This window comes from Mariprofundus sp. NF (assembly GCF_013387455.1).
GTDB lineage: Bacteria > Pseudomonadota > Zetaproteobacteria > Mariprofundales > Mariprofundaceae > Mariprofundus.
In genome coordinates this window covers 447,971-465,903 of record NZ_VWNC01000002.1, presented here as the reverse complement: position 1 = coordinate 465,903, position 17,933 = coordinate 447,971, and the positions used below count along the sequence as shown (strand labels likewise).

The 17,933-nt window shown below is 53.2% G+C and carries 15 protein-coding genes and 1 tRNA gene; 3 read left to right on the top strand and 13 right to left on the bottom strand.

What is annotated here, in order from left to right; genetic code table 11:
• Positions 1 to 21: 21 nt before the first annotated feature.
• From F3F96_RS05230 to F3F96_RS05195, 8 genes are all read right to left on the bottom strand, one after another.
• Positions 22 to 2,001: a response regulator gene (locus F3F96_RS05230; RefSeq protein ID WP_176962170.1), complete on the bottom strand. Its 1,980-nt coding sequence runs from the start codon at positions 1,999 to 2,001 to the stop codon at positions 22 to 24.
• Positions 1,994 to 4,396 (bottom strand): ATP-binding protein, encoded by a 2,403-nt coding sequence (locus F3F96_RS05225; protein WP_176962169.1) that lies wholly within the window; start codon positions 4,394 to 4,396, stop codon positions 1,994 to 1,996. Before F3F96_RS05225 ends, F3F96_RS05230 begins: the two co-directional genes overlap by 8 nt.
• A 17-nt stretch (positions 4,397 to 4,413) precedes the next feature.
• Entirely contained in the window at positions 4,414 to 5,430 is a 1,017-nt protein-coding gene (locus F3F96_RS05220) for an ABC transporter substrate-binding protein (RefSeq protein WP_176962168.1), read from the bottom strand.
• Positions 5,414 to 6,634 (bottom strand): PAS domain S-box protein, encoded by a 1,221-nt coding sequence (locus F3F96_RS05215; RefSeq protein ID WP_176962167.1) that lies wholly within the window; start codon positions 6,632 to 6,634, stop codon positions 5,414 to 5,416. Before F3F96_RS05215 ends, F3F96_RS05220 begins: the two co-directional genes overlap by 17 nt.
• Positions 6,627 to 7,247: a DUF1638 domain-containing protein gene (locus F3F96_RS05210; RefSeq protein ID WP_206675271.1), complete on the bottom strand. Its 621-nt coding sequence runs from the start codon at positions 7,245 to 7,247 to the stop codon at positions 6,627 to 6,629. Before F3F96_RS05210 ends, F3F96_RS05215 begins: the two co-directional genes overlap by 8 nt.
• Entirely contained in the window at positions 7,228 to 8,259 is a 1,032-nt protein-coding gene (locus tag F3F96_RS05205) for a uroporphyrinogen decarboxylase family protein (RefSeq protein WP_176962166.1), read from the bottom strand. The genes F3F96_RS05210 and F3F96_RS05205 overlap by 20 nt, the downstream gene beginning before the upstream one ends.
• Positions 8,256 to 8,921 (bottom strand): B12-binding domain-containing protein, encoded by a 666-nt coding sequence (locus F3F96_RS05200; RefSeq protein ID WP_176962165.1) that lies wholly within the window; start codon positions 8,919 to 8,921, stop codon positions 8,256 to 8,258. Before F3F96_RS05200 ends, F3F96_RS05205 begins: the two co-directional genes overlap by 4 nt.
• Before the next feature lie 81 nt (positions 8,922 to 9,002).
• The gene (locus F3F96_RS05195) at positions 9,003 to 10,577 is read right to left on the bottom strand and encodes an ASKHA domain-containing protein (RefSeq protein WP_176962164.1); all 1,575 of its coding nucleotides are present in this window, start codon (positions 10,575 to 10,577) and stop codon (positions 9,003 to 9,005) included.
• A gap of 148 nt (positions 10,578 to 10,725) precedes the next feature.
• Between F3F96_RS05195 and F3F96_RS05190 the strand changes: the two genes are divergently transcribed.
• Together F3F96_RS05190 and F3F96_RS05185 are read left to right on the top strand one after the other, a co-directional pair.
• A tRNA-Arg gene (locus F3F96_RS05190) sits at positions 10,726 to 10,802 on the top strand.
• 308 nt (positions 10,803 to 11,110) lie between these two features.
• Complete coding sequence (locus tag F3F96_RS05185) at positions 11,111 to 11,359, top strand: hypothetical protein (protein WP_176962163.1); 249 nt, start codon at positions 11,111 to 11,113, stop codon at positions 11,357 to 11,359.
• A gap of 11 nt (positions 11,360 to 11,370) precedes the next feature.
• On the opposite strand, the gene F3F96_RS05180 is transcribed toward F3F96_RS05185, so the two are convergent.
• From F3F96_RS05180 to F3F96_RS05160, 5 genes are all read right to left on the bottom strand, one after another.
• On the bottom strand, positions 11,371 to 11,850 hold the full coding sequence (locus F3F96_RS05180) for an MEKHLA domain-containing protein (protein ID WP_176962162.1): 480 nt from the start codon (positions 11,848 to 11,850) through the stop codon (positions 11,371 to 11,373).
• Between the two features lies 1 nt (position 11,851).
• Complete coding sequence (locus F3F96_RS05175) at positions 11,852 to 13,378, bottom strand: NCS2 family permease (RefSeq protein WP_176962161.1); 1,527 nt, start codon at positions 13,376 to 13,378, stop codon at positions 11,852 to 11,854.
• 37 nt (positions 13,379 to 13,415) lie between these two features.
• Positions 13,416 to 15,527 carry a glycine--tRNA ligase subunit beta gene (gene glyS, locus F3F96_RS05170; RefSeq protein ID WP_176962160.1) on the bottom strand — a complete coding sequence of 704 codons (2,112 nt, stop codon included), beginning with the start codon at positions 15,525 to 15,527 and terminating at the stop codon, positions 13,416 to 13,418.
• Between the two features lie 141 nt (positions 15,528 to 15,668).
• A complete protein-coding gene (locus F3F96_RS05165) occupies positions 15,669 to 16,529 on the bottom strand; it encodes a glycine--tRNA ligase subunit alpha (RefSeq protein ID WP_176962159.1) in 861 nt (286 codons plus the stop codon).
• Positions 16,530 to 16,603: 74 nt separating this feature from the next.
• On the bottom strand, positions 16,604 to 17,437 hold the full coding sequence (locus tag F3F96_RS05160; RefSeq protein WP_176962158.1) for a hypothetical protein: 834 nt from the start codon (positions 17,435 to 17,437) through the stop codon (positions 16,604 to 16,606).
• 78 nt (positions 17,438 to 17,515) lie between these two features.
• Here F3F96_RS05160 and F3F96_RS05155 point away from each other — a divergent pair, with 78 nt between their 5' ends.
• Entirely contained in the window at positions 17,516 to 17,902 is a 387-nt protein-coding gene (locus F3F96_RS05155) for a hypothetical protein (protein WP_176962157.1), read from the top strand.
• Positions 17,903 to 17,933 lie beyond the last annotated feature (31 nt).

The window sequence follows — 17,933 nt, the reverse complement described above, 5'->3', positions numbered from 1 at the left end:
GAGAGAGATATACGGTTTGAATTACCCTTTGTCTGAAACCAGCTGTTCGCGAATAATTCGGCTGGCCGATGCAACTGACCACGGTTTGCTGATTATGGTCTCATTCTCTTCGGAGAGGTGTTTGACCATCTCCTGATTGAGGTCATAACCGGTGGAGAAGAGCAGCCTCTGCCCGGGATTGATCTTGCGGATATCACGGGCTGCATCCACACCGCCCATTTCGGGCATGACGATGTCGAGAATCACCAGATCAATGGCATCTCCCTTCTCCCTGTAGATCTTAAGCGCCTGCATGCCGTTATTGGCGGTGATCACCTGATAGCCCAGCGATGAGAGGATATCGGCATAAGCGATAAGTAGCATCTCATCATCATCTGCCAGCAGAATGGTCTCACCAGCTTCTGCCATCGACTCTTCGCCACTCTCCGCCACCGTCTGCCGGGCTGTATGTTTGAGTGGCAGGAACACCTGGAAGGTGGAGCCTTCGCCCGGTTGGCTCTCCACCTCAATCGCACCACCGTGATCTTTGATGGTGCCATAGACCATGGCCAGCCCCAGGCCTGTACCTTTGCCGGGCTCCTTGGTGGTAAAAAACGGTTCGAATAACTTGTTCAGGTTCTCATGGCTGATGCCTGTGCCGTTATCCTTTACCGCAATCAGGGCAAATTCGTGCCCGGAAACATCCGGATGTTTCTGCTTGAAGACGAGATCAGATTCATAGCGTTTCAGGCTGATGTTGATTTCGGGGTTTTGCGCATCGATACAGGCATCACGGGCATTATTGACCAGATTCATCAGCACCTGCTGCAGCTGTGCAGGGCTGGCCATAATGATCATATCCTCTTCATCATAAGCGGATTTGAAGCTGATATTGGCAGGCACACCCGGCTCGATAAGTTTGCTCGCCTCCTTGAACAGCGATTTGATGGGTGTCGGTGATTTTTCCACAACACCGTGACGGGCGAAGGTGAGCAGATGTTTGATCATATCAGCGGCCTGAGCACCAAGGGTTTCAGCCGTCTGAATCTTCTCTTTTGCCTGCTCGGGCTCAGAATCGATTCTGCGCCGGGCGATATAGAGTGAACCCGTGATACCAGCCAGCAGGTTATTAAAATCGTGGGCCATGCCGCCAACCAGTGTGCCGAGCGCCTCCATTTTCTGCGCCTGCAGGAACTGCTTCTGCAGCTCTTTTTTATCGGTGATGTCGTGGGCGATACCCTCTACTGCAACCACTGTGCCAGCCTCATCACTGACCGGCGATTCGTTGATCTCCAGCCAGTGGCGGGAGCCATCTTTGGCGAAGATCTCAAGCTCGTAGGAGGGCTGGGTTTTGCCGGCAAGTGCCTGTTCGGTATATTTTTCCACCTCTTTATTGAGCGGGTGATCTGTCAGATATTGCGCATAGTGGGTTTTAAACTCCTCCTGACTGTAACCGAGCAGATTGGTGATCGATGGGCTGACATAGGAGAAGACACCGTTGGCATCATGCTCGTAGAGGAAATATTCGTTGCGCAGATTCTCGACCAGTCGTCTGAAACGGGTCTGGCTCTCCTCTAACGCAGAAGTTCGCTCATCAATCAGCTGCCTCATACGGGCGCGTAGTTGATAGAGCTCAAGATGGGTGCGCACCCTGGCCAGCAGCTCCTGGCGCTGGAACGGCTTGGTGACGAAATCGACAGCACCGAGATCAAAACCTTTAAGGTGGCTCTCCAGCTCGACCGATGCACTGAGAAATATCACCGGCAGATCGCGGGTGATCTCATCGGCTTTGAGTTTCCGGATCACCTCAAAGCCATCCATGCCGGGCATGCGGATATCGAGCAGGATAAGCTGCGGCGGTTTGGCAACTGCTGAGTTGAGTGCGAGTTGGCCACTATTGGCCGGGCGCACCTGATAGCCCTCACCACGCAGCGTTTCAGTGATCAGCTTCAGGCTTGCTGGGGTATCGTCAACGACAAGAATCTCGGAGGACGCTATCGACAGGCTATCATTTTCAACCATGACCATTCTCCTCCAGTACCTTAAGTATAGCAGAGTAATCAAGCTGCCTGTGTAAGTTACGCAAGCTCTCTGCCAATTGCGGGTTGATCGCCTCCACCTCAGGCAGTGTGGCCTCAAATCCATCCATATCCAGCTCTAGGGCACTCTGGTGTATCCGCTTTATCAACTCACCCGGTAGCGCTCTGATAGCGATAGCAAAACCATCTTTATCCAGGTGCTGGCTCTCTGTGTTAGTAGCCTGCTTGATATCCTCTGCATCAGGGTAGCTGAATTCGATCTCAATATTGCGCTCGATAGCCTGGAAAATCTCTTCAAAGGCGTAGGGTTTTTTGACCAGATCATCACAGCCGGCATCAAGCATCTGCTGGCGCTCTTCTCTAAAAGCCACGGCGGTGACGGCAATGATGATCACATCTTTGCCGCCGGGCTCCTGCCGGATATGACGGGTGGCCTCTTTGCCATCCATGACCGGCATACGTCGATCCATACAGATCAGGTCGGGTTTCCAGGCCTTAAATTGTGCAATGGCCTCTTCACCATTGGCAACCACCAGCGTCTGCAGGCCGGCTTTGCGCAACACACTCTCGAGAATAATGGCATTGGCCGTGTCATCCTCGGCAATCAGCACCTTGATTGCTTTCTGACCGGCAGCCAGCCCGGTTGGCAGACCCTTCGTTGCGGGTGAAATCTCCTCTATTTCAGAGGCCGCCGCCTCTTTCACCCTGATGGAGAAGGTGAAGGTCGAACCTTTATTCGGTTTGCTCTTCACTTCGATATGGCCATCCATCATCTCAATGAACTGTTTGCAGAGGGAGAGCCCCAGTCCTGTGCCCTTCTGATCGATCTTCTCCTCACCCTTCTGCACGATCTGCTCGAAGGGGGCGAACACCTTGCCAATGTCTTTGGAGGCGATGCCGATGCCACTGTCGGTGACGCTGCCGGTGAGGGTGAATTCACCCTGCTCATTTGGCGCTTCAGTTGAGATATGGAGGCTCACAGCGCCCTGCTCCGTAAATTTGACAGCATTGCTGAGCAAGTTGATAAGAATCTGACGGATTTTTGCGGCATCAGCATAGATGAATTTCGGGTAGTTCGAGTCGGCATCAAGCCCCAGGCTGATGCCCTTGCTGGAGGCACGAACCACCATCATATCAATGGCCTCACGTATCAGCTCATCAAAATTGAAGCTGTCATTCTGCAGGTCGATTTTACCCGCTTCGATCTTGGACATGTCGAGCACATCGTTGATCAAGGTGAGCAGGTGGGCGCCTGAGCGATTGATGGTCTGCAGGTTTGCCTTGCTCTCCTCACTCATAGCCGGATCCATCTGCAGCAGTTGTGAGAAGCCGAGAATGGCGTTGAGTGGTGTTCTCAGCTCATGGCTCATATTGGCCAGAAAGATACTCTTGGAGCGGCTGGCCTGTTCGGCTCCGGATTTGGCCTGCCTGAGCAGCGCCTCTTTACGGCGCAGTTCACTCTCTTTGGCTTTTCTTACCTTCACCTCACGCTGAAGATCGATATTGATCGCTTCGAGTGCCTGCTTTGCCTCTTCAGTCTGATGGCGCTGGATGTTGATATCCTCCATCACGCTGATTGCAGCCAGCCGCGACCTCTGCAACGCTGTAGTGCGCTCTTTTACAATCGCTTCCATCTGATCACGAGAGGCCATTGTTTCAGTGAGGCGGCTTGCCATGCTGTTGAGGCTGTCTGCAATGGCGGCCAGCTCATCCCTGCTCTTTAGCTTGATCTCTTCATGCAGCTTGCCGGCAGAGAAACGCCTGATGCCTGCTTGCAGAATATCCAGATTGCTGACGATTTTCAGGGTCATCAGCAGGCCAAACAGAATAAGCAGGATGATGGTTGCAGATGTCAGAGCAAGGCTGAAAAAGCGGACCCGGTGCAGCTCATCACTGTAGTGCTGATCCATGATATTTCTCACAACCGTGGCAGAGGCAATAATACCCTGCATCTGCAGCATGGTCGCCTGCAGCTCCCGGTTCAGGCGAACCTGGAAATATCGGCTACCCTCAGCTTCACTCGCCGCTTTGATCAGGCGCTGCCGCTGTAGATGCATATCTTCCATGTTCTGTTGAAGGCGGTTGATAGCTTGCTGAGCACCCTTCTCAACCCTGAGCTGCGGCTGACGCAAGAGTTGCATCAGTTGTTCATAACCAGAGAGCCACTGCTGCTGAGGGCGTACTGCTTTCGGATTGGCGGCGATTTCGGTGGTCAGCATCGCCAGCTGAAAGGCGCTACGCTCAATGGCATCAACGCTGCGGTCTGCAGCTGTCGAAGCCTCCATGATGCGGTGGCTCCACTCCTGCAGGCCAAGCGTTGTCGCACCTGCTACGATAAATAGCAGGATGAGCAGCTGCAGTCGGTGTCGGATGCTCAATGGCTACTCCTCACAGCCTATCTGAACACGGTAATGGCATTGGGTTTCACCCTCTCCAGTCCGTCAAAGGTCATCATGCCGAGAAAATTGGGCATCTGCTTCTCTCTCTCTTCAGAGGCCATCCAGCGAGAGATATCCTCCAGCAGCAGAAGAAGTGTCTGCTCCATACCGAGCCGGAAGGTGTATTGATCCCATCCGGCGGCAACTGTTTCTACCGGCACACCCAGTTTTCCGGCCACGATCTGCTGCGCCTGTTTTGGCTGCTCTTGTATAAATTGCTCAGCCATCTGCAGTGCACGCAGGAACTTCTCAATCACCTGCGGCCGCTGCTTCTGCAGCTCAGGGCTCACCACAACGACATCGAACTGTTTATAGACACCGGGTGCCGCAAAGATGAGATGGTTGTCCACAAGCCGCTCTGCAGCCTGAGAAATATAGGGCTCGCGCATCGAGAAGGCGTCGATGGTGCCCCACTCCAGTGCCGGAGGCAGAGATTCAGCTTTGGCAAAGGAGAGTTTGATATCAGCTTCGGAGAGCTTGTGCTCCAGCAGGAAGAGATGCAGGAAGTAGTGAACCGCCGAGTTCTTCTGGGTGGCGATGCGTTTGCCTGCGATATCAGCCGGTTTTTCTATGCCTGCATCTTTGCGGGCAATAATTCGGTTAACATTGCTGGCGGTGAAGGTGGAGGCGACGATGTTGAATTTCTCACCGCGCAGGGCGGCAGCGGCAATCGGCACCTCTGTTGAAACGGCAATATCCACATTGCCCGGCAGCAATCCTTCGAGCAGTGCTCGTTTACCGCTGGGGAAGCTGCTCAGTTCAACATCGAGCCCACTTTGGCTGAAATAGCCCTTCTCGGCAGCAATCAGCACCAGAGAGCTGGAGGGTTGTAGTGGCAAACCAAGCCGTACTTTGTCGATGCTCATCACCTCTTTTTCGGAGCAGCCAAAGAGCAGCGTAGTGCAGGCAAGCATCATTAACATGCCGAGCCAGCCATGATGACTCAGTGTGGATCTATTACTCCTGTAGCGCATCCCAAACCTCCTTGTAAGGCATCGGCTGGCCCAGCTTCTGACTCAGCAGGTTCACCTCCTGCTTAACCTCAACCACGCGCATTTCGCGCTCTGCCATCAGCTCATTAAACGACTCCAGCCTTTTGTTGGTTTCATTCAGTTTTTCCGTACGCTCTTCAACGATCTGCTCCAGCTCACTGTTAAAGCGCCTGATCTCCTCTTCGGCCAGTTTGAGCTCGGTAATATCGCGGGCAGAGGCGTAAATCTTGTCGCCCACCGGATGCGAGCGCCACTCAAGCCAGCGATAGGAGCCATCTTTATGCCGGTATCTGTTTGAGAAGTTCAGCAACGGATGCTGCGCTGAGAGTGTCGCAATAGCCTGCAGGGTGGATTCAAGATCATCGGGGTGTATCAGCTCGAGAAACTTTCTTCCTTCAAGTTCACGCAATGGATAGCCAAGTGCCTTCTCCCATTCAGGATTCAATTTGCGGAAATAACCCTCTGAATCGGCGATGCAGAGCAGATCAAGAGCCGAGGAGAAGAAGAGATTAAGCTCATCTGACTTTTCCTTTAGCTCCGCAGTGCGCTTCTCCACAGTCTGCTCAAGCGTAATTTTTACCTGCTTCAGATCACTTTCGCGCGCTTTGCGTTCGGTCACCTCAACCTCAAGCTGTTCATTGAGCTTCTGCAGATGTGAGTGGCCGAGAATCTCATTCTTCAGCACCATCGCTGAAAAGTTGAAAAAGGCGGGCAGCTGACCGTAGATCTGTTGCAAATCCATGCTCAGATTTTCCAATCTGCAGACGGCGATTACTTCGTTGTTAGCCAGGAGCGGATAGATCCAGGTATAGGCCTTGGTGAATTTCGGGGTCTGCAGCCGGGTTTGATCGAATTCGGCCTCAAGCTCCTCCGCCTGGCCGCTGTTGTAGACCCGGGCGATCACCTCATCAGGAAATGTTTCCAGCTCCCTGCTCTCTCCCATCACATCGGCATAATAGAGCTGCTCATCGATCTTATAGTAGATTTTCAGGTTGCTGCCGCCGACAACATTCATGGTGTTGGTAAGCATGCTCTGGATGACATTTTCCAGACCCGATGATTCGCCGATGCTGGTGATCATCTGCTGCACCAGCTGGAGATAAGACTTCTCCATCGCCAGCTTTTTAGCTCGCTCCTGCAGCTCCTTAATTTCCCCGCTGCTCAGCTGCTTTTCCTGCTCAGTCATCGCGTTCCTTCAGTTTCTGCTCCATCGTCTGTTTGAGGGTTGCTTCGAGATGTTCAAGTCCTGTATCCATCCACTGCAACGGTAGCCCGACAATCGAGGCAACCTCCTGCGCCTCTTCACTGAAGTCATCAGAGCATGGGGTGCGAATGGCCAGAATATATTTGTGCGCCTCTTGAAAAACTGAGCGGATCACCTCCGGATTCTTACCGAACACCATCTCGGTGATCGGACTCCAGCGCTCAGCCCACTCCTCCAGCAGGAAGAAGGCACCGCGCTCCAGCTCCAGATCGAACAGCTCACGCCCCAGCAGAATATCAACACAGTTCTGACCCGGTGTGCGGACAGCGTTGCCTCTGGCTACGATGTTATCGATATCGGGGTGGCAGCAGCCGTAGAAGACGATGGTCTCGCGATCAGCCCGCTTAGCCAGCGAGCCCTTTAAACCCTTCTCCAGCTTACCGATATTGTTGTGCAGGGCAGAGCGCATGAAGGAGCTATCCAGTGGCCAGTCGTTCTTTTTGATCAGGTAGCGAATCTCCTTCTGCAGGATGCCACAGCCGATAAGTAGCAGCCTGTCGCTGTTATCCGTGGATTCAGTAACTGCCATATTCATAGGCCGCCTCCAGCATCGCCCGGATATTCTGCTCAGGAATATCATACGGCATCACCAGCGTGCCGAAGAGGAACTTGCCGCCCGGCATGCCGGCCTCACACATCCTTTTTACCTCGGCTCTGATCTCCTCCCTGCTCCAGCTCACCAGCTTGATATCGTTAATCACGCCGCAGGTGAGTGCGCGGCCGTTGATGATCTTCTTGGCTTCGGCAATATCATCCTTGGGGCTGAGATAGAAGACGCCGATGCCCAGCTCTTTGATAACGCGGTCGATTACTTTGTTAAAGCGCGAACTGCCGCAGTAGTAGACCAGGCCTGCAACGCCTCCGGGCTCGATATCCCGCTTCATCCACGGCATCGATAGCGCATCAAACTGTTTCATCGAGACAAAATCGGTGGAGCCGAAGGGATTGGAGTAGACGCAGACATCAGCGCCGTTATCCCTGAATGCCTTGATCTCCTTCTGGAAGAAGTCTGAACACTTCTCCAGCAGCAGATCACGGATATCGGTTGGTCCCAGCAGCAGCAACTCGAGCCATTTGTCCATACCCATGAGGATCGCCGGCAGTGTCATTCCTGCGGTGATATAGGCACAGATCGGCTGTTTGCCACCCACTTCGCGTTTGAGGATATTCAGGCACTTGAGGTTCTCCGCAAAGGCAGGCATGGCAGCGAGATCATCGGGAATCTCAAGATTGACGATATCATCATAGGATTTTATGACGAAATCCTCGACATTGGGTGGGCCGCCCTTGGAGAAGACGATCTTTTCACAGCCCAGAAGTTCGGCCTCCTTGCCGACATAGAAGAGGCTCCAGACATTGTCGTGGCCATACTTCTCGCGCATCTTCAGTTGCGCTTCGGCCACATGTTCGCCGTTGCCGTAATACTCTTTAAGCGATGAGATGCCGAGTTCAGCAGCCCCCTGATCGAGCAGGTTGCAGAAGACCGGAATGCGGTCCGATTTTTCACCGTTGATGGCTGCGATCAGCCTGTCCATGCCTGTAATCATGAGCGGGCCTCCATAACAATTTTTTTAATCACTTCGCCGGCGGTGATACCGTTATCAGCCCAGGCATCAGCGCCTACGCTTTTATAGAGGTCGTTATCCCAGCGGTAGGGGGCACCGCCAACCACGATCTTGATCTTATCTTCAAGGCCGCGCTCTTTAAGTATTTCGCGCACCCGCAGGCAGCCATTTTCGCTGGTGGCGGTGTGCATCATCATCGAGGAGATGGCGATTACCGGCGCACCGATCTCAACCGCTTTATCAACAAAGGCTTCTGGTTTGATGTTTACGCCCAGATCAACGACATCGACCATCATTGAGCGCAGACAGCCGGAGACGATGCGTTTGCCGAGTGTATGCATATCACCGACTGAGGTGCCGATGACAATGCAGCCGAGTGATTCGGGCGGCGTTTTGAATTGCGTAAGCATCTTTTCTGTCACTTCGGCGGAGATCTGGGCAGCCATGAAGTGCTGGGCGAGGTTGGCGTCAAAATCCTCGCTGATCGATTTCATCATCGACTCCATGGCGGGGATAATGACATCAAATACGATCTCTTCAGGGGTTACCCCCTTTTCCAGAGCAGTATCAATAATTTCAAGGGCTCTGTCGCGGTCAGTATCATAGACCGCTTCGTTATAGGCTTTGATGATTTCTGTCTGCATAGCGCCCCCTGTTGCAGGTGTCGGGGAAGTTCTGCCTGCTATTGGTTAGTATAGCATACAAGCAACATTAATGCCGTTTTCTTACAAGGGTTTAAGAAACAGCTTATCAACAAACAACATATCGAATTCAGGCGCCAGTGACATATTGATCAGCCTGGCATCTCTCCTGAATGAGGCGAGCTGCTGATGGGCGTCAGCGTTCAGGAGCAGCGCCTCACATCCGCTCAGGGCACTGTCGCTGTAGAGTTCGATAATATCGGGATCAACATCCGGAATCAGACCGATTTGAGAGGCGTGTCGGCAATCAAGGCCGCTGCCGAATGCGCCGGTGATACAGAGCCGTTTCAGCGACGCCTGTTGCAAGCCTGCTTCTTCAAGAAGGTAGACAATAGCTGCACCCGTAGCCCCTTTGGCGCGCTGAAACAGGTCGATATCGTGATTTCTAATGCGAATGGAGCCCGCCTCATCGAGCGGAAAACCCGCTTTGGCATAGGGCTCGGCAAGCCTGCCAACAGGATTCAAGGCTTTTCGACTTAACAGGCAGGCGATGGCATCAACAAGCCCTGAACCACAAACCCCTTTGGCAGGAGCGTCACCAATCACACTGCAGGCTAGCGGTTCATTCGCCCCGGTATCGCCAACTTTGTAGATCGCTCCCTCCATCATCGGCACCCCGCAACTTAAGCCGCTGCCTTCAAAGGCAGGGCCTCCCGGCACCGATGTAACCCACAAGGCTTTGCCATCCCAGAGGGCAATCTCGGAGTTGGTGCCGAAATCAACCAGCAGGGCGGCATCTTCACTGCCGGTCAGCTCGGTGGAGAGGAGTGCAGCCAGAAGATCGGAGCCGACAAAGCCGGCCAGCGGCTGTGCCAGTTCAATCTCAGCATCCTCATGCAGTGCCCAGGCATCTCGCCACAAGCTGATATTCTCCGGCAGGCAATCCACCGGCTTCTCCCAGTAGTCCAGATCCAGAAGATGTTCATAATTCTTTCCGGCAAGCAGCGCCAGCATGGCGGTGTTGGCAACGATTCTGATGGATCGGATCGATGTCGTAGCCAACTCGTGACGTGATGTGAGCAGCTGGAGAGCCTGATCAACGGCATCTCTGGCAAGCTGGGTGAGTTGGTCTGCTTGGCCTTTCGATGCCTTGGCTGCAGCAAGCCGGGTCAGCACATCTGCACCGAAGCAGCTCTGCGGATTGAGTGATGTGATGCCATCAATACGTTGTTTGCTATCAAGGTTCCACAGTGTCGCCCGTATCTGTGTGGTGCCAAAATCAATGGCCAATCCAAGCCTGTTCGATCCGGAGGCGCTGCCAGTGATGCCATCTGCTTCGAGCTCAGACCATGCGGCCGGATTTTCTGTTTTATCAATCGTTATGTGAAGAGCGGTAAGTGGTTTAACCTGGCAGGCCAGCCTGCAACCTCTGGCGACCTCATCGGCAGTGAGTGTACCTTTCTCCGAGAGTGATAGCGGTGAGCAGTCACCAGAATTGATCTGCACCAGACAGAGTCCGCATTTACCCACCCCGCCACAGCTGCTCGGCAGAGGGAAGCCGTGGTTGTCGAGCAGATCTTTAAGGGAGAGGTCGGTTTCACCGATCTCAAATGAGATGATCAGCTCCTGCTGCTCAATACTGATATTAAGTTCAGGCATAAGTGGTCTCTGCAGAGGGTTGAAGTGGCATAGGGCAGTTTAAGCATTTCTACCGTTTGCTGTCGACAAATGTTGTGTCGCATCCAGACAATTGGCTTTTTTGCCAACAAGCCAGTATCGTGCGGCGGGATTTCTGATCAATGGAAATGCGCGGTTAGCTCAGCTGGATAGAGTGTCGGCCTCCGAAGCCGAAGGTCACAGGTTCGACTCCTGTACCGCGCGCCATTTTTTCTGCATAACCTCTAATAAGTGGACTTAAACAGCCCCTCATATGCCAACTTCATAAAGATATTTTCCAATCTGTGAAATAGTTCACGCATGATTTATGCCCTCTGCTTGTAGCATTAGATTCTTCATAGAAGAGGTCTGAATGGAGCCTCTTCGCACATCTGTAGGTTCATTGGATGAGAGGAGGTTATATGCATATGAAATTAAGCGTTAAGATAATGATCGTGGTTGCTATGATGGCTTTGGCTTTTATCGCCATAAGCCCAACGCTGAACATGTGATCGCAGCTGCATAAGATAGATAAGATGAAAAACCACCTGCTTACATGCAGTGCAGGGCTGCTGGTTTTGATGTTTTCAGCTGGTTTTACCTACAGCAGTTATGGCCCTACATCCTTGAATCACTGTGCGGATGTACTGCAGCAGCAGCTCTCCCGCAGCGAGCTTCTACTGCAGAGTAGAAGAGCAAGAGAGAGCCTGCCTGGCCATGATGCAGCATGGGCGGTGTGTGAGCCTATTATCAGAGAGGTGGCTGCGCTAAAACTCAGCCATTAAGAGCAGGCTGATCAGAGTCGATGCCAGATAGAGAACATGGCGGCCTGGCCGCAGTAGTTTCCTGACGCATCCTGCAGATTCCATACCGTAGCATCCTCAATTTGAAAACGGCTACCGCTTTTGGCAATGCGCACACCTGAGTAATCATCGATATAACCGTGATCAGTTACCCTTTTAAGCAGCGCATTGCGCTCCTGCTGCACCACCGCTTCGGCCGAAAGGCGTGATGGTAGCATGGTGATTTCATGCCACTGCATCTCAAAGAGCTGCTGGGCAGTGTGGTTGGCGTAATTGATGATAGGGTCTGCTTCGATGCCGTGCGAGAGCAGCGCGAAGGGGGCGAAGTAGAGCCTGCGTGCTGCAATGATCGGATCGGCTTCATCATCCATCAGGCCGCAGCCACTCCAGTGGGCAAGGCTGTCGCTGAGCAGTCGGATGTGATCGATCAGATAGTCGTTTGTGGCGGATGGCAATTCAGGAAGAGGCCTCATCTCAATCTTTCTCCCTGTTGCCCGACAGTAACCAGAAAAGCGTACCCACCATCAGATAACCGATCACAAAGGGCCAGCTGTTGGCAGGGCCGTAGCTGTTGAGTATGGCAAACTGGCCAACCTCATAACCGTGGATGATGCCAGTGCTGCTAAGCAGGGCGGCGGCAAAGGCCCAGTTGGCGGCGATCTTGTATCGGCCATCGAGAAGCGCAACGGTCATTGCAGCCAGCAGCATGGAGGTGAAGATGAAACCGCGCTCAAGCGCGATCATGCCCGCAATCGGAAACTGCATGGCAAGTGTCTCAATGCCGACCCCGCCAATCGAGGTTCCGGCGGCACGCAGCCCACTCTCCAGCATCAACAGACCCCATGCGGCGATAGCCGGAATCAGTCCGACAACCACGGCCGGGGCATGGTGGGAAGGTGTGTCTTTAAATGCCTGTGCCGCAATGATGATGCCGATCCAGAGCAGGATTGCTGCACCCGCCTCTATAGGAATCAGGGCACTGACAAAACCGACCAGCCCGAGTGTGCAGAGCAGGGTAATGACAACACCGTTGGCAATCGAATAACCTGCCCCTGCCCCCATATCCTTCCAGGCGGGATGGCCGATATAGATGGTGGTGGGGAAGCAGCTGCCGAAACAGGCGGCGACAATCGTGCCGATACCGTTGGCCGCCAGTGAAGGTTTTACCGCATAGCAATCACCTGCGGCCTCCGCACTCTCAAGGTTTTGCAGTGAGCCGATCAGATTAAACAGCCCCATCGGCAGAATCACTGCAATGAAACCGATTAGCTCAGGTGATGTGAAGGCTGAGAAAAGCTCCAGCAGTTGTGGGGTTGGCAGATGCAGTGAGATCGAGAAGGCCGCTGACAGGGCTGCACCATCCATGCGACCCAGACTCCAGGCGAGAAGGGTGCCGACGATAATGGCGGCAAGGCCTGCCGGGATACCACGAGGCAGTGGCAATCGACCGATATACTGCATAAAGATCAGCGCCAGCGGCGCAAAACCGATCAGCGGATCGGCAAAGATGCGGAAAGCAAAATCCATCGAGATAAAGGTGATGGCGATACCGGCCAGCGTGGCAAGCAGGGCTGCGCGCGGTGTCACCTTTTTAACGCGCGCTCCGATCCATGCACCGGCCAGCTCGATCAGGCCGGAGCCAAGGCAGGCGGCAAGGCCCATCTGCCAGGCCAGTTCAGCATCACCGGTGCTTTTCACTACCGGCAGCATGACAAACAGGACATAGGCAAACAGGGATACGGTATTCACACCATAGGGCAGCGCTGTGGCAGGCTGACCGGTTGCCAGACTCAGCTGTTTGGCCTGCCATGCATAATAGAGGTTGCCGATCAGCAGGCTGATTGCCACACCGGGCAGAATTTTTCCAAACAGCAGTTCTGGAGGGAAACCGAGCAGTTGCGTGCAGAGCACGGTGATCAGAATCAGTTGGATCAGGTTATCGACAAACAGACCGAAGAAACCATCGAGATCGCCGCGCCGCCACCAGCTGAAGTTGTTCATTTCAGCTGCCCGGCGGCGTGGCTTTCAAGGATTGTCATCAGAGGCGAGAGATATCCGCCAGATTGAGGAACAGTGTTCTCAAGCGGGAGAGCAGTGCCAGACGGTTGCCGCGCACCTTCTCATCCTCTGCCATCACCATCACATCATCGAAGAACTGATCTACCGGGCCTCGCAGTTTGGCCAGTTCAGCCAGTGCCGGAGAGATACTCGCTTCAAACGGGCCACTGCTTACTGCGCCACTGAAACCTGCTTCAGCTTCTAGCAGCGCATCAAAGAGAGCCTGTTCCGCAGCTTCAGAGAAGAGTGCGGTTTCAACGGCGGAAGGAACGGATTTCGCTTTTTTGAGGATATTGGCAATACGCTTGTTGGCAGCGGCAATGGCCTGCCCCTCTTCCGAGCTTTCAAACCCCATCAGGTGACGGGCAATCAACGCTTCGCGGTAGAGTGGACGTGTTTCCGATGAGTTTACCGCTGCATCCATCGATGTTTTGGAGAAGCCGAGTGCATCACTCTGCCCCAGCAGGCGTTCAATAATAAAGGCGCGCACCTGCTGTTTGGTCTCATCCTGAATGGCAATGGTGACACGCTGCTGATTCCACTGTTTGGCGGCTTCGTTGATCACCTGATCCAGTGTCATCTCAACCGGCTGTGTGGTGTCGGCAAGCAGTCTGATCAGGCCGATGGCAGCGCGGCGCAGGCCGAACGGATCGGCACTGGCAGTCGGGATACGACCGAGATGGAAGTAGCCGAGTAGCTTGTCGATGCGCTCAGCAATGGCGATCGCACGCGCTTCCGGAGAATCAGGCAGATCATCCTCGGCACCTGCTGGCTGGTAGTGCTCAGCAATGGCCTGAGCTACAACCTCGGGCTCGCCATTCATGCGGGCATAGACGCCACCCATATAACCTTGCAGTTCAGGGAATTCATAGACCAGACCTGTGGTGAGATCAGATTTACAGAGATAGGCGGCACGCTGTGCGGCATCAGCATCTGCACCAATAGCTTTGGCACTGTCGAGTACAAATGAGCGCATGCGGCGCACCTGATCGCCAACCATGCCAAGTCCCTCCTGGAAGGTGACACTGTTAAGCTTCTCAACACGGGCATCGAGTGTTTCAGATGGATCGCGATCAAAATAGAAGGCGGCATCCGCCAGTCGGGCATTAACCACGCGGGCATTACCTTCAGCAACTTTGCTGACATCTTTTGATTCAATATTGGCAACAGCAATAAATTTATTAGAGATGCTGCCTGCACTATCGTGGGTAACAAAACAGCGCTGATGTGCTTTGAGTGTAATGCGGATCGCCTCTTCAGGCAGGCGCAGATAATCACTGCCAAACTCTGCCAGTAGCGGCACTGGCCACTCGGTCAGGTCAGCCACCTCTTCTACCAGTTCATCATCAGCCACCACTTTCAGCCCTTCAGTCTGACAAAGGGTCTGCATGGCGCTGTTGATATGGTTGATGCGATCTTCACGCTTGGCCATCACTTTCTGCTCAGCCAGCCATGTGATCGGATCATTGAGATCCAGTTCACCAACCGAGCCGGAGATACGATGGCCACGGCTCTCAATGCCACTGCTTACGCCGGCATAGGAGAAGGGGATCACCGCATCACCAAGGCGCGCTACAATCCAGCGCACAGGGCGGATGAAGGCATCGTCACGCGTTTCGCCATCGTTCCATTTCATCTGTTTCGGGCTTGGCAGTTTGCGCAAGATATCAGGTAGCGCTTCTCCGAGGATGTCGGTCACATCACGGCCAGCCTTGTGAACAACCGCTTGCATGTAACGTGCTTTGCCATCGCCTTTATCTTCGAGCGAAAAGTCATCAATTGAGAGGCCAGATTTTTTAGCGAAACCTTCAGCTGCACGCGTTGGTTTGCCATCAGCATCAAAGGCTACCTTCTCAGGTGGGCCCCAGATGGTTTCATCACGATCAGGCTGTTTGGCCGGGCAGTCGTTGCTATGCACAAGGATACGGCGCGGTGTGCAGGCGTGTGTCCAGCTATCACTATTGAGTTCAATGCCGTTAGCCTTGAGTAGTCTGTCAACGGCTGTTGCCAGATTGTTCTGCAGCTTTTCAGCCAGTCCAGCCGGGATCTCTTCAATGCCGATTTCAATCAATAGTGGTTTAAGCGCAGACATCGGAACCTCTCATAGACATTTCGAACCCATGGATGGGTGAGCAAATCACCTCTGTGATTTGTGAGGCAATGAAAAACGACGCTTTTTTATTGCCGTGGAGCGGCCATGCTACGGATGGCATGGCAGCGGTCTGAACAATCCTCATGCGTCCACCTCCGCATAGGCACGGGCCACGGTTCTGGCGAGGCCTCGTACGCGTCCGATAAAGCGCTGGCGCTCAGCGACGGAAATTGCACCTCGCGCATCAAGCAGGTTAAACGCATGCGATGCTTTCATCACTTCCTCATAAGCTGGCAGAACCAGATTCTTTTCAGTTAGGCGTTTGCATTCGCCTTCGGCATGATCGAATTGTTTGTGCAACTGATCGGTATCGGCTTCATCGAAGTTGTAAGCGGAGAACTCCACTTCATTGCGATGGAATACTTCGCCATAGGTGACCTTCTTGCCATCAGGGGTCTCCACCCAGATCAGATCATAGATGTTGTCCACGCCCTGCAGGTACATCGCCATGCGCTCAAGGCCGTAGGTGATTTCACCCGGTGTTTTGGTCAATTCAACACTGCCCACCTGCTGGAAATAGGTGAACTGCGTCACCTCCATGCCGTTGAGCCAGACTTCCCAGCCGAGTCCCCAGGCACCGAGAGTCGGGCTTTCCCAGTCATCTTCGACAAAACGGATATCATGCACTTCAGTATCGATGCCAATCTCATTCAGCGACTGCAGATAGAGATCGAGAATGTTTTCCGGTGCAGGCTTGAGAATCACCTGAAACTGGTAGTAGTGCTGCAGTCGGTTGGGGTTTTCACCATAGCGGCCATCGGTAGGGCGACGGCACGGCTGCACATAAGCTGTGTTCCAGTCGTTATCGTCGAGCACACGCAGGAAAGTGGCGGGGTGAAAGGTACCCGCTCCCATCGATGAGTCGTATGGTTGTTGAACCACGCAGCCTTGTCTGGCCCAAAACTGCTGTAAGGTGAGAATCAAATCCTGAAAAGTTAACACGCTGAGCTCCCTGATAAATTGGCGGCAAGCCTAGCTTCGCTTGCTGCCGCTTGCCAGAAGGCTGTTTTGTGGCGTTATCTGAAAATTTTCTTTTTCACGGCGTAATAATTTTTGTACTGCAGCTTAAGCCCGGGGATTGGCCCTAGCTCCACCTCAATGTAGTCGAACTTCATATCGGCGACTTCAATCTGTTTTTGCAGCTCACCGGCTTGGGAGAGTGCCATAATCAGTGCTTTGCCGATGTTGTTATCCCCAAGTGCTTTAAGGGTCTCATCCATCTCCAGTTCGATATCACCATCGTGATAGAAGTGGGGGATCAGCTTTGGTGGGATGCCGAGCTCCACCTCCATCTCGATAAGGATATAACCCGCTTTTTTCAGGTGCGGCAGGGCATCGTTGAAATCCTTCATAAGCGTTTCGATAGAGAGATCAGAGTTGAAGACCTGAGAAACAGCAGCTGAGGCAGTGATTGAAAATTTTTCTACAGCCAGACTGATATTCCCCTGCTTCAGCTCATCCATCCAGGTAGGGGATCCACTTTTGATGGTGGCCATCTCAATGGCGCGGATGGTTAGCCCTGCAGTGATAAAGATGAACAGGGTAATGATAATCTGGCCCCAGAAGATAGTGCGATGTTTGCCTTTTTTATGGGCTTTGTGCCGTTTCGGTGTTATCCGGTTCTGTTTTTTTGGAATTTGCTTTGCCGCTTCACGCGTATCGTGAGTTTCATGCTCATGTTTGACCTGTTTGTGTCTCTCTCTGAGGCGATGGACGGCCTCACTCTCTTCATCGCTGTGAATGTCGTAGTGATGCCCATGGAGGTGGGTATGGTCCTGCGCCCGTTTGTCATCCGTCTGTTCAGCGTGAAACTCCTCACCTTCAGGTTTATTATTATTCTCAATCGCCATTGCAACAATATAAGGCAGTAGCCATAAAATAAAAGGTCAATCGTGCAGGGGGCCTGATTCCTGTGGTTTCACCATTTGGTGGCTTGGATTAGTGTGCGCGATATTCGTGAAATTTGGGGTGCTGCTTTGAGTACAAGTGATCTGGTTTTCTTTGGTGTCTTTTTCTGGGTTCTGTTTGTGACAGCCCGATTGGCCGTGTTTGCCATCAATATCGATATTCAGCTGAAGAAGAAGCTCTGGCCGATGATTATCTTCTCTCTGGCCGGTGTATTGCTGGCGCTGGCTTATGTGCTGGATTTTCCACCCAAAGGTTACGCGATATTGCTGGTGGCGGTGGCCGTAATTGTCTACAGCAACCTTAAAGGTTTCTATTTCTGTGAGTCATGCGGAAAGATGCTGGCCAATAAGAAGATCCTGACCACGGTAGAGACCTGCGCCAAATGCGGCGGCAAGGTTAAACGTTAACAGGTGCTGATTTTCTGAGCCGACTGAACAA

Coding starts and splice junctions, on each gene's coding strand:
- F3F96_RS05230 (WP_176962170.1), bottom strand. CDS start 2,001: ATGGTTGAAAATGATAGCCTGTCGATAGCGTCCTCCGAGATTCTTGTC.
- F3F96_RS05195 (WP_176962164.1), bottom strand. CDS start 10,577: ATGCCTGAACTTAATATCAGTATTGAGCAGCAGGAGCTGATCATCTCA.
- F3F96_RS05200 (WP_176962165.1), bottom strand. CDS start 8,921: ATGCAGACAGAAATCATCAAAGCCTATAACGAAGCGGTCTATGATACT.
- F3F96_RS05175 (WP_176962161.1), bottom strand. CDS start 13,378: ATGAACAACTTCAGCTGGTGGCGGCGCGGCGATCTCGATGGTTTCTTC.
- F3F96_RS05185 (WP_176962163.1), top strand. CDS start 11,111: ATGAAAAACCACCTGCTTACATGCAGTGCAGGGCTGCTGGTTTTGATG.
- F3F96_RS05210 (WP_206675271.1), bottom strand. CDS start 7,247: ATGAATATGGCAGTTACTGAATCCACGGATAACAGCGACAGGCTGCTA.
- F3F96_RS05205 (WP_176962166.1), bottom strand. CDS start 8,259: ATGATTACAGGCATGGACAGGCTGATCGCAGCCATCAACGGTGAAAAA.
- F3F96_RS05215 (WP_176962167.1), bottom strand. CDS start 6,634: ATGACTGAGCAGGAAAAGCAGCTGAGCAGCGGGGAAATTAAGGAGCTG.
- F3F96_RS05160 (WP_176962158.1), bottom strand. CDS start 17,437: ATGGCGATTGAGAATAATAATAAACCTGAAGGTGAGGAGTTTCACGCT.
- F3F96_RS05180 (WP_176962162.1), bottom strand. CDS start 11,850: ATGAGGCCTCTTCCTGAATTGCCATCCGCCACAAACGACTATCTGATC.
- glyS (WP_176962160.1), bottom strand. CDS start 15,527: ATGTCTGCGCTTAAACCACTATTGATTGAAATCGGCATTGAAGAGATC.
- F3F96_RS05220 (WP_176962168.1), bottom strand. CDS start 5,430: ATGCGCTACAGGAGTAATAGATCCACACTGAGTCATCATGGCTGGCTC.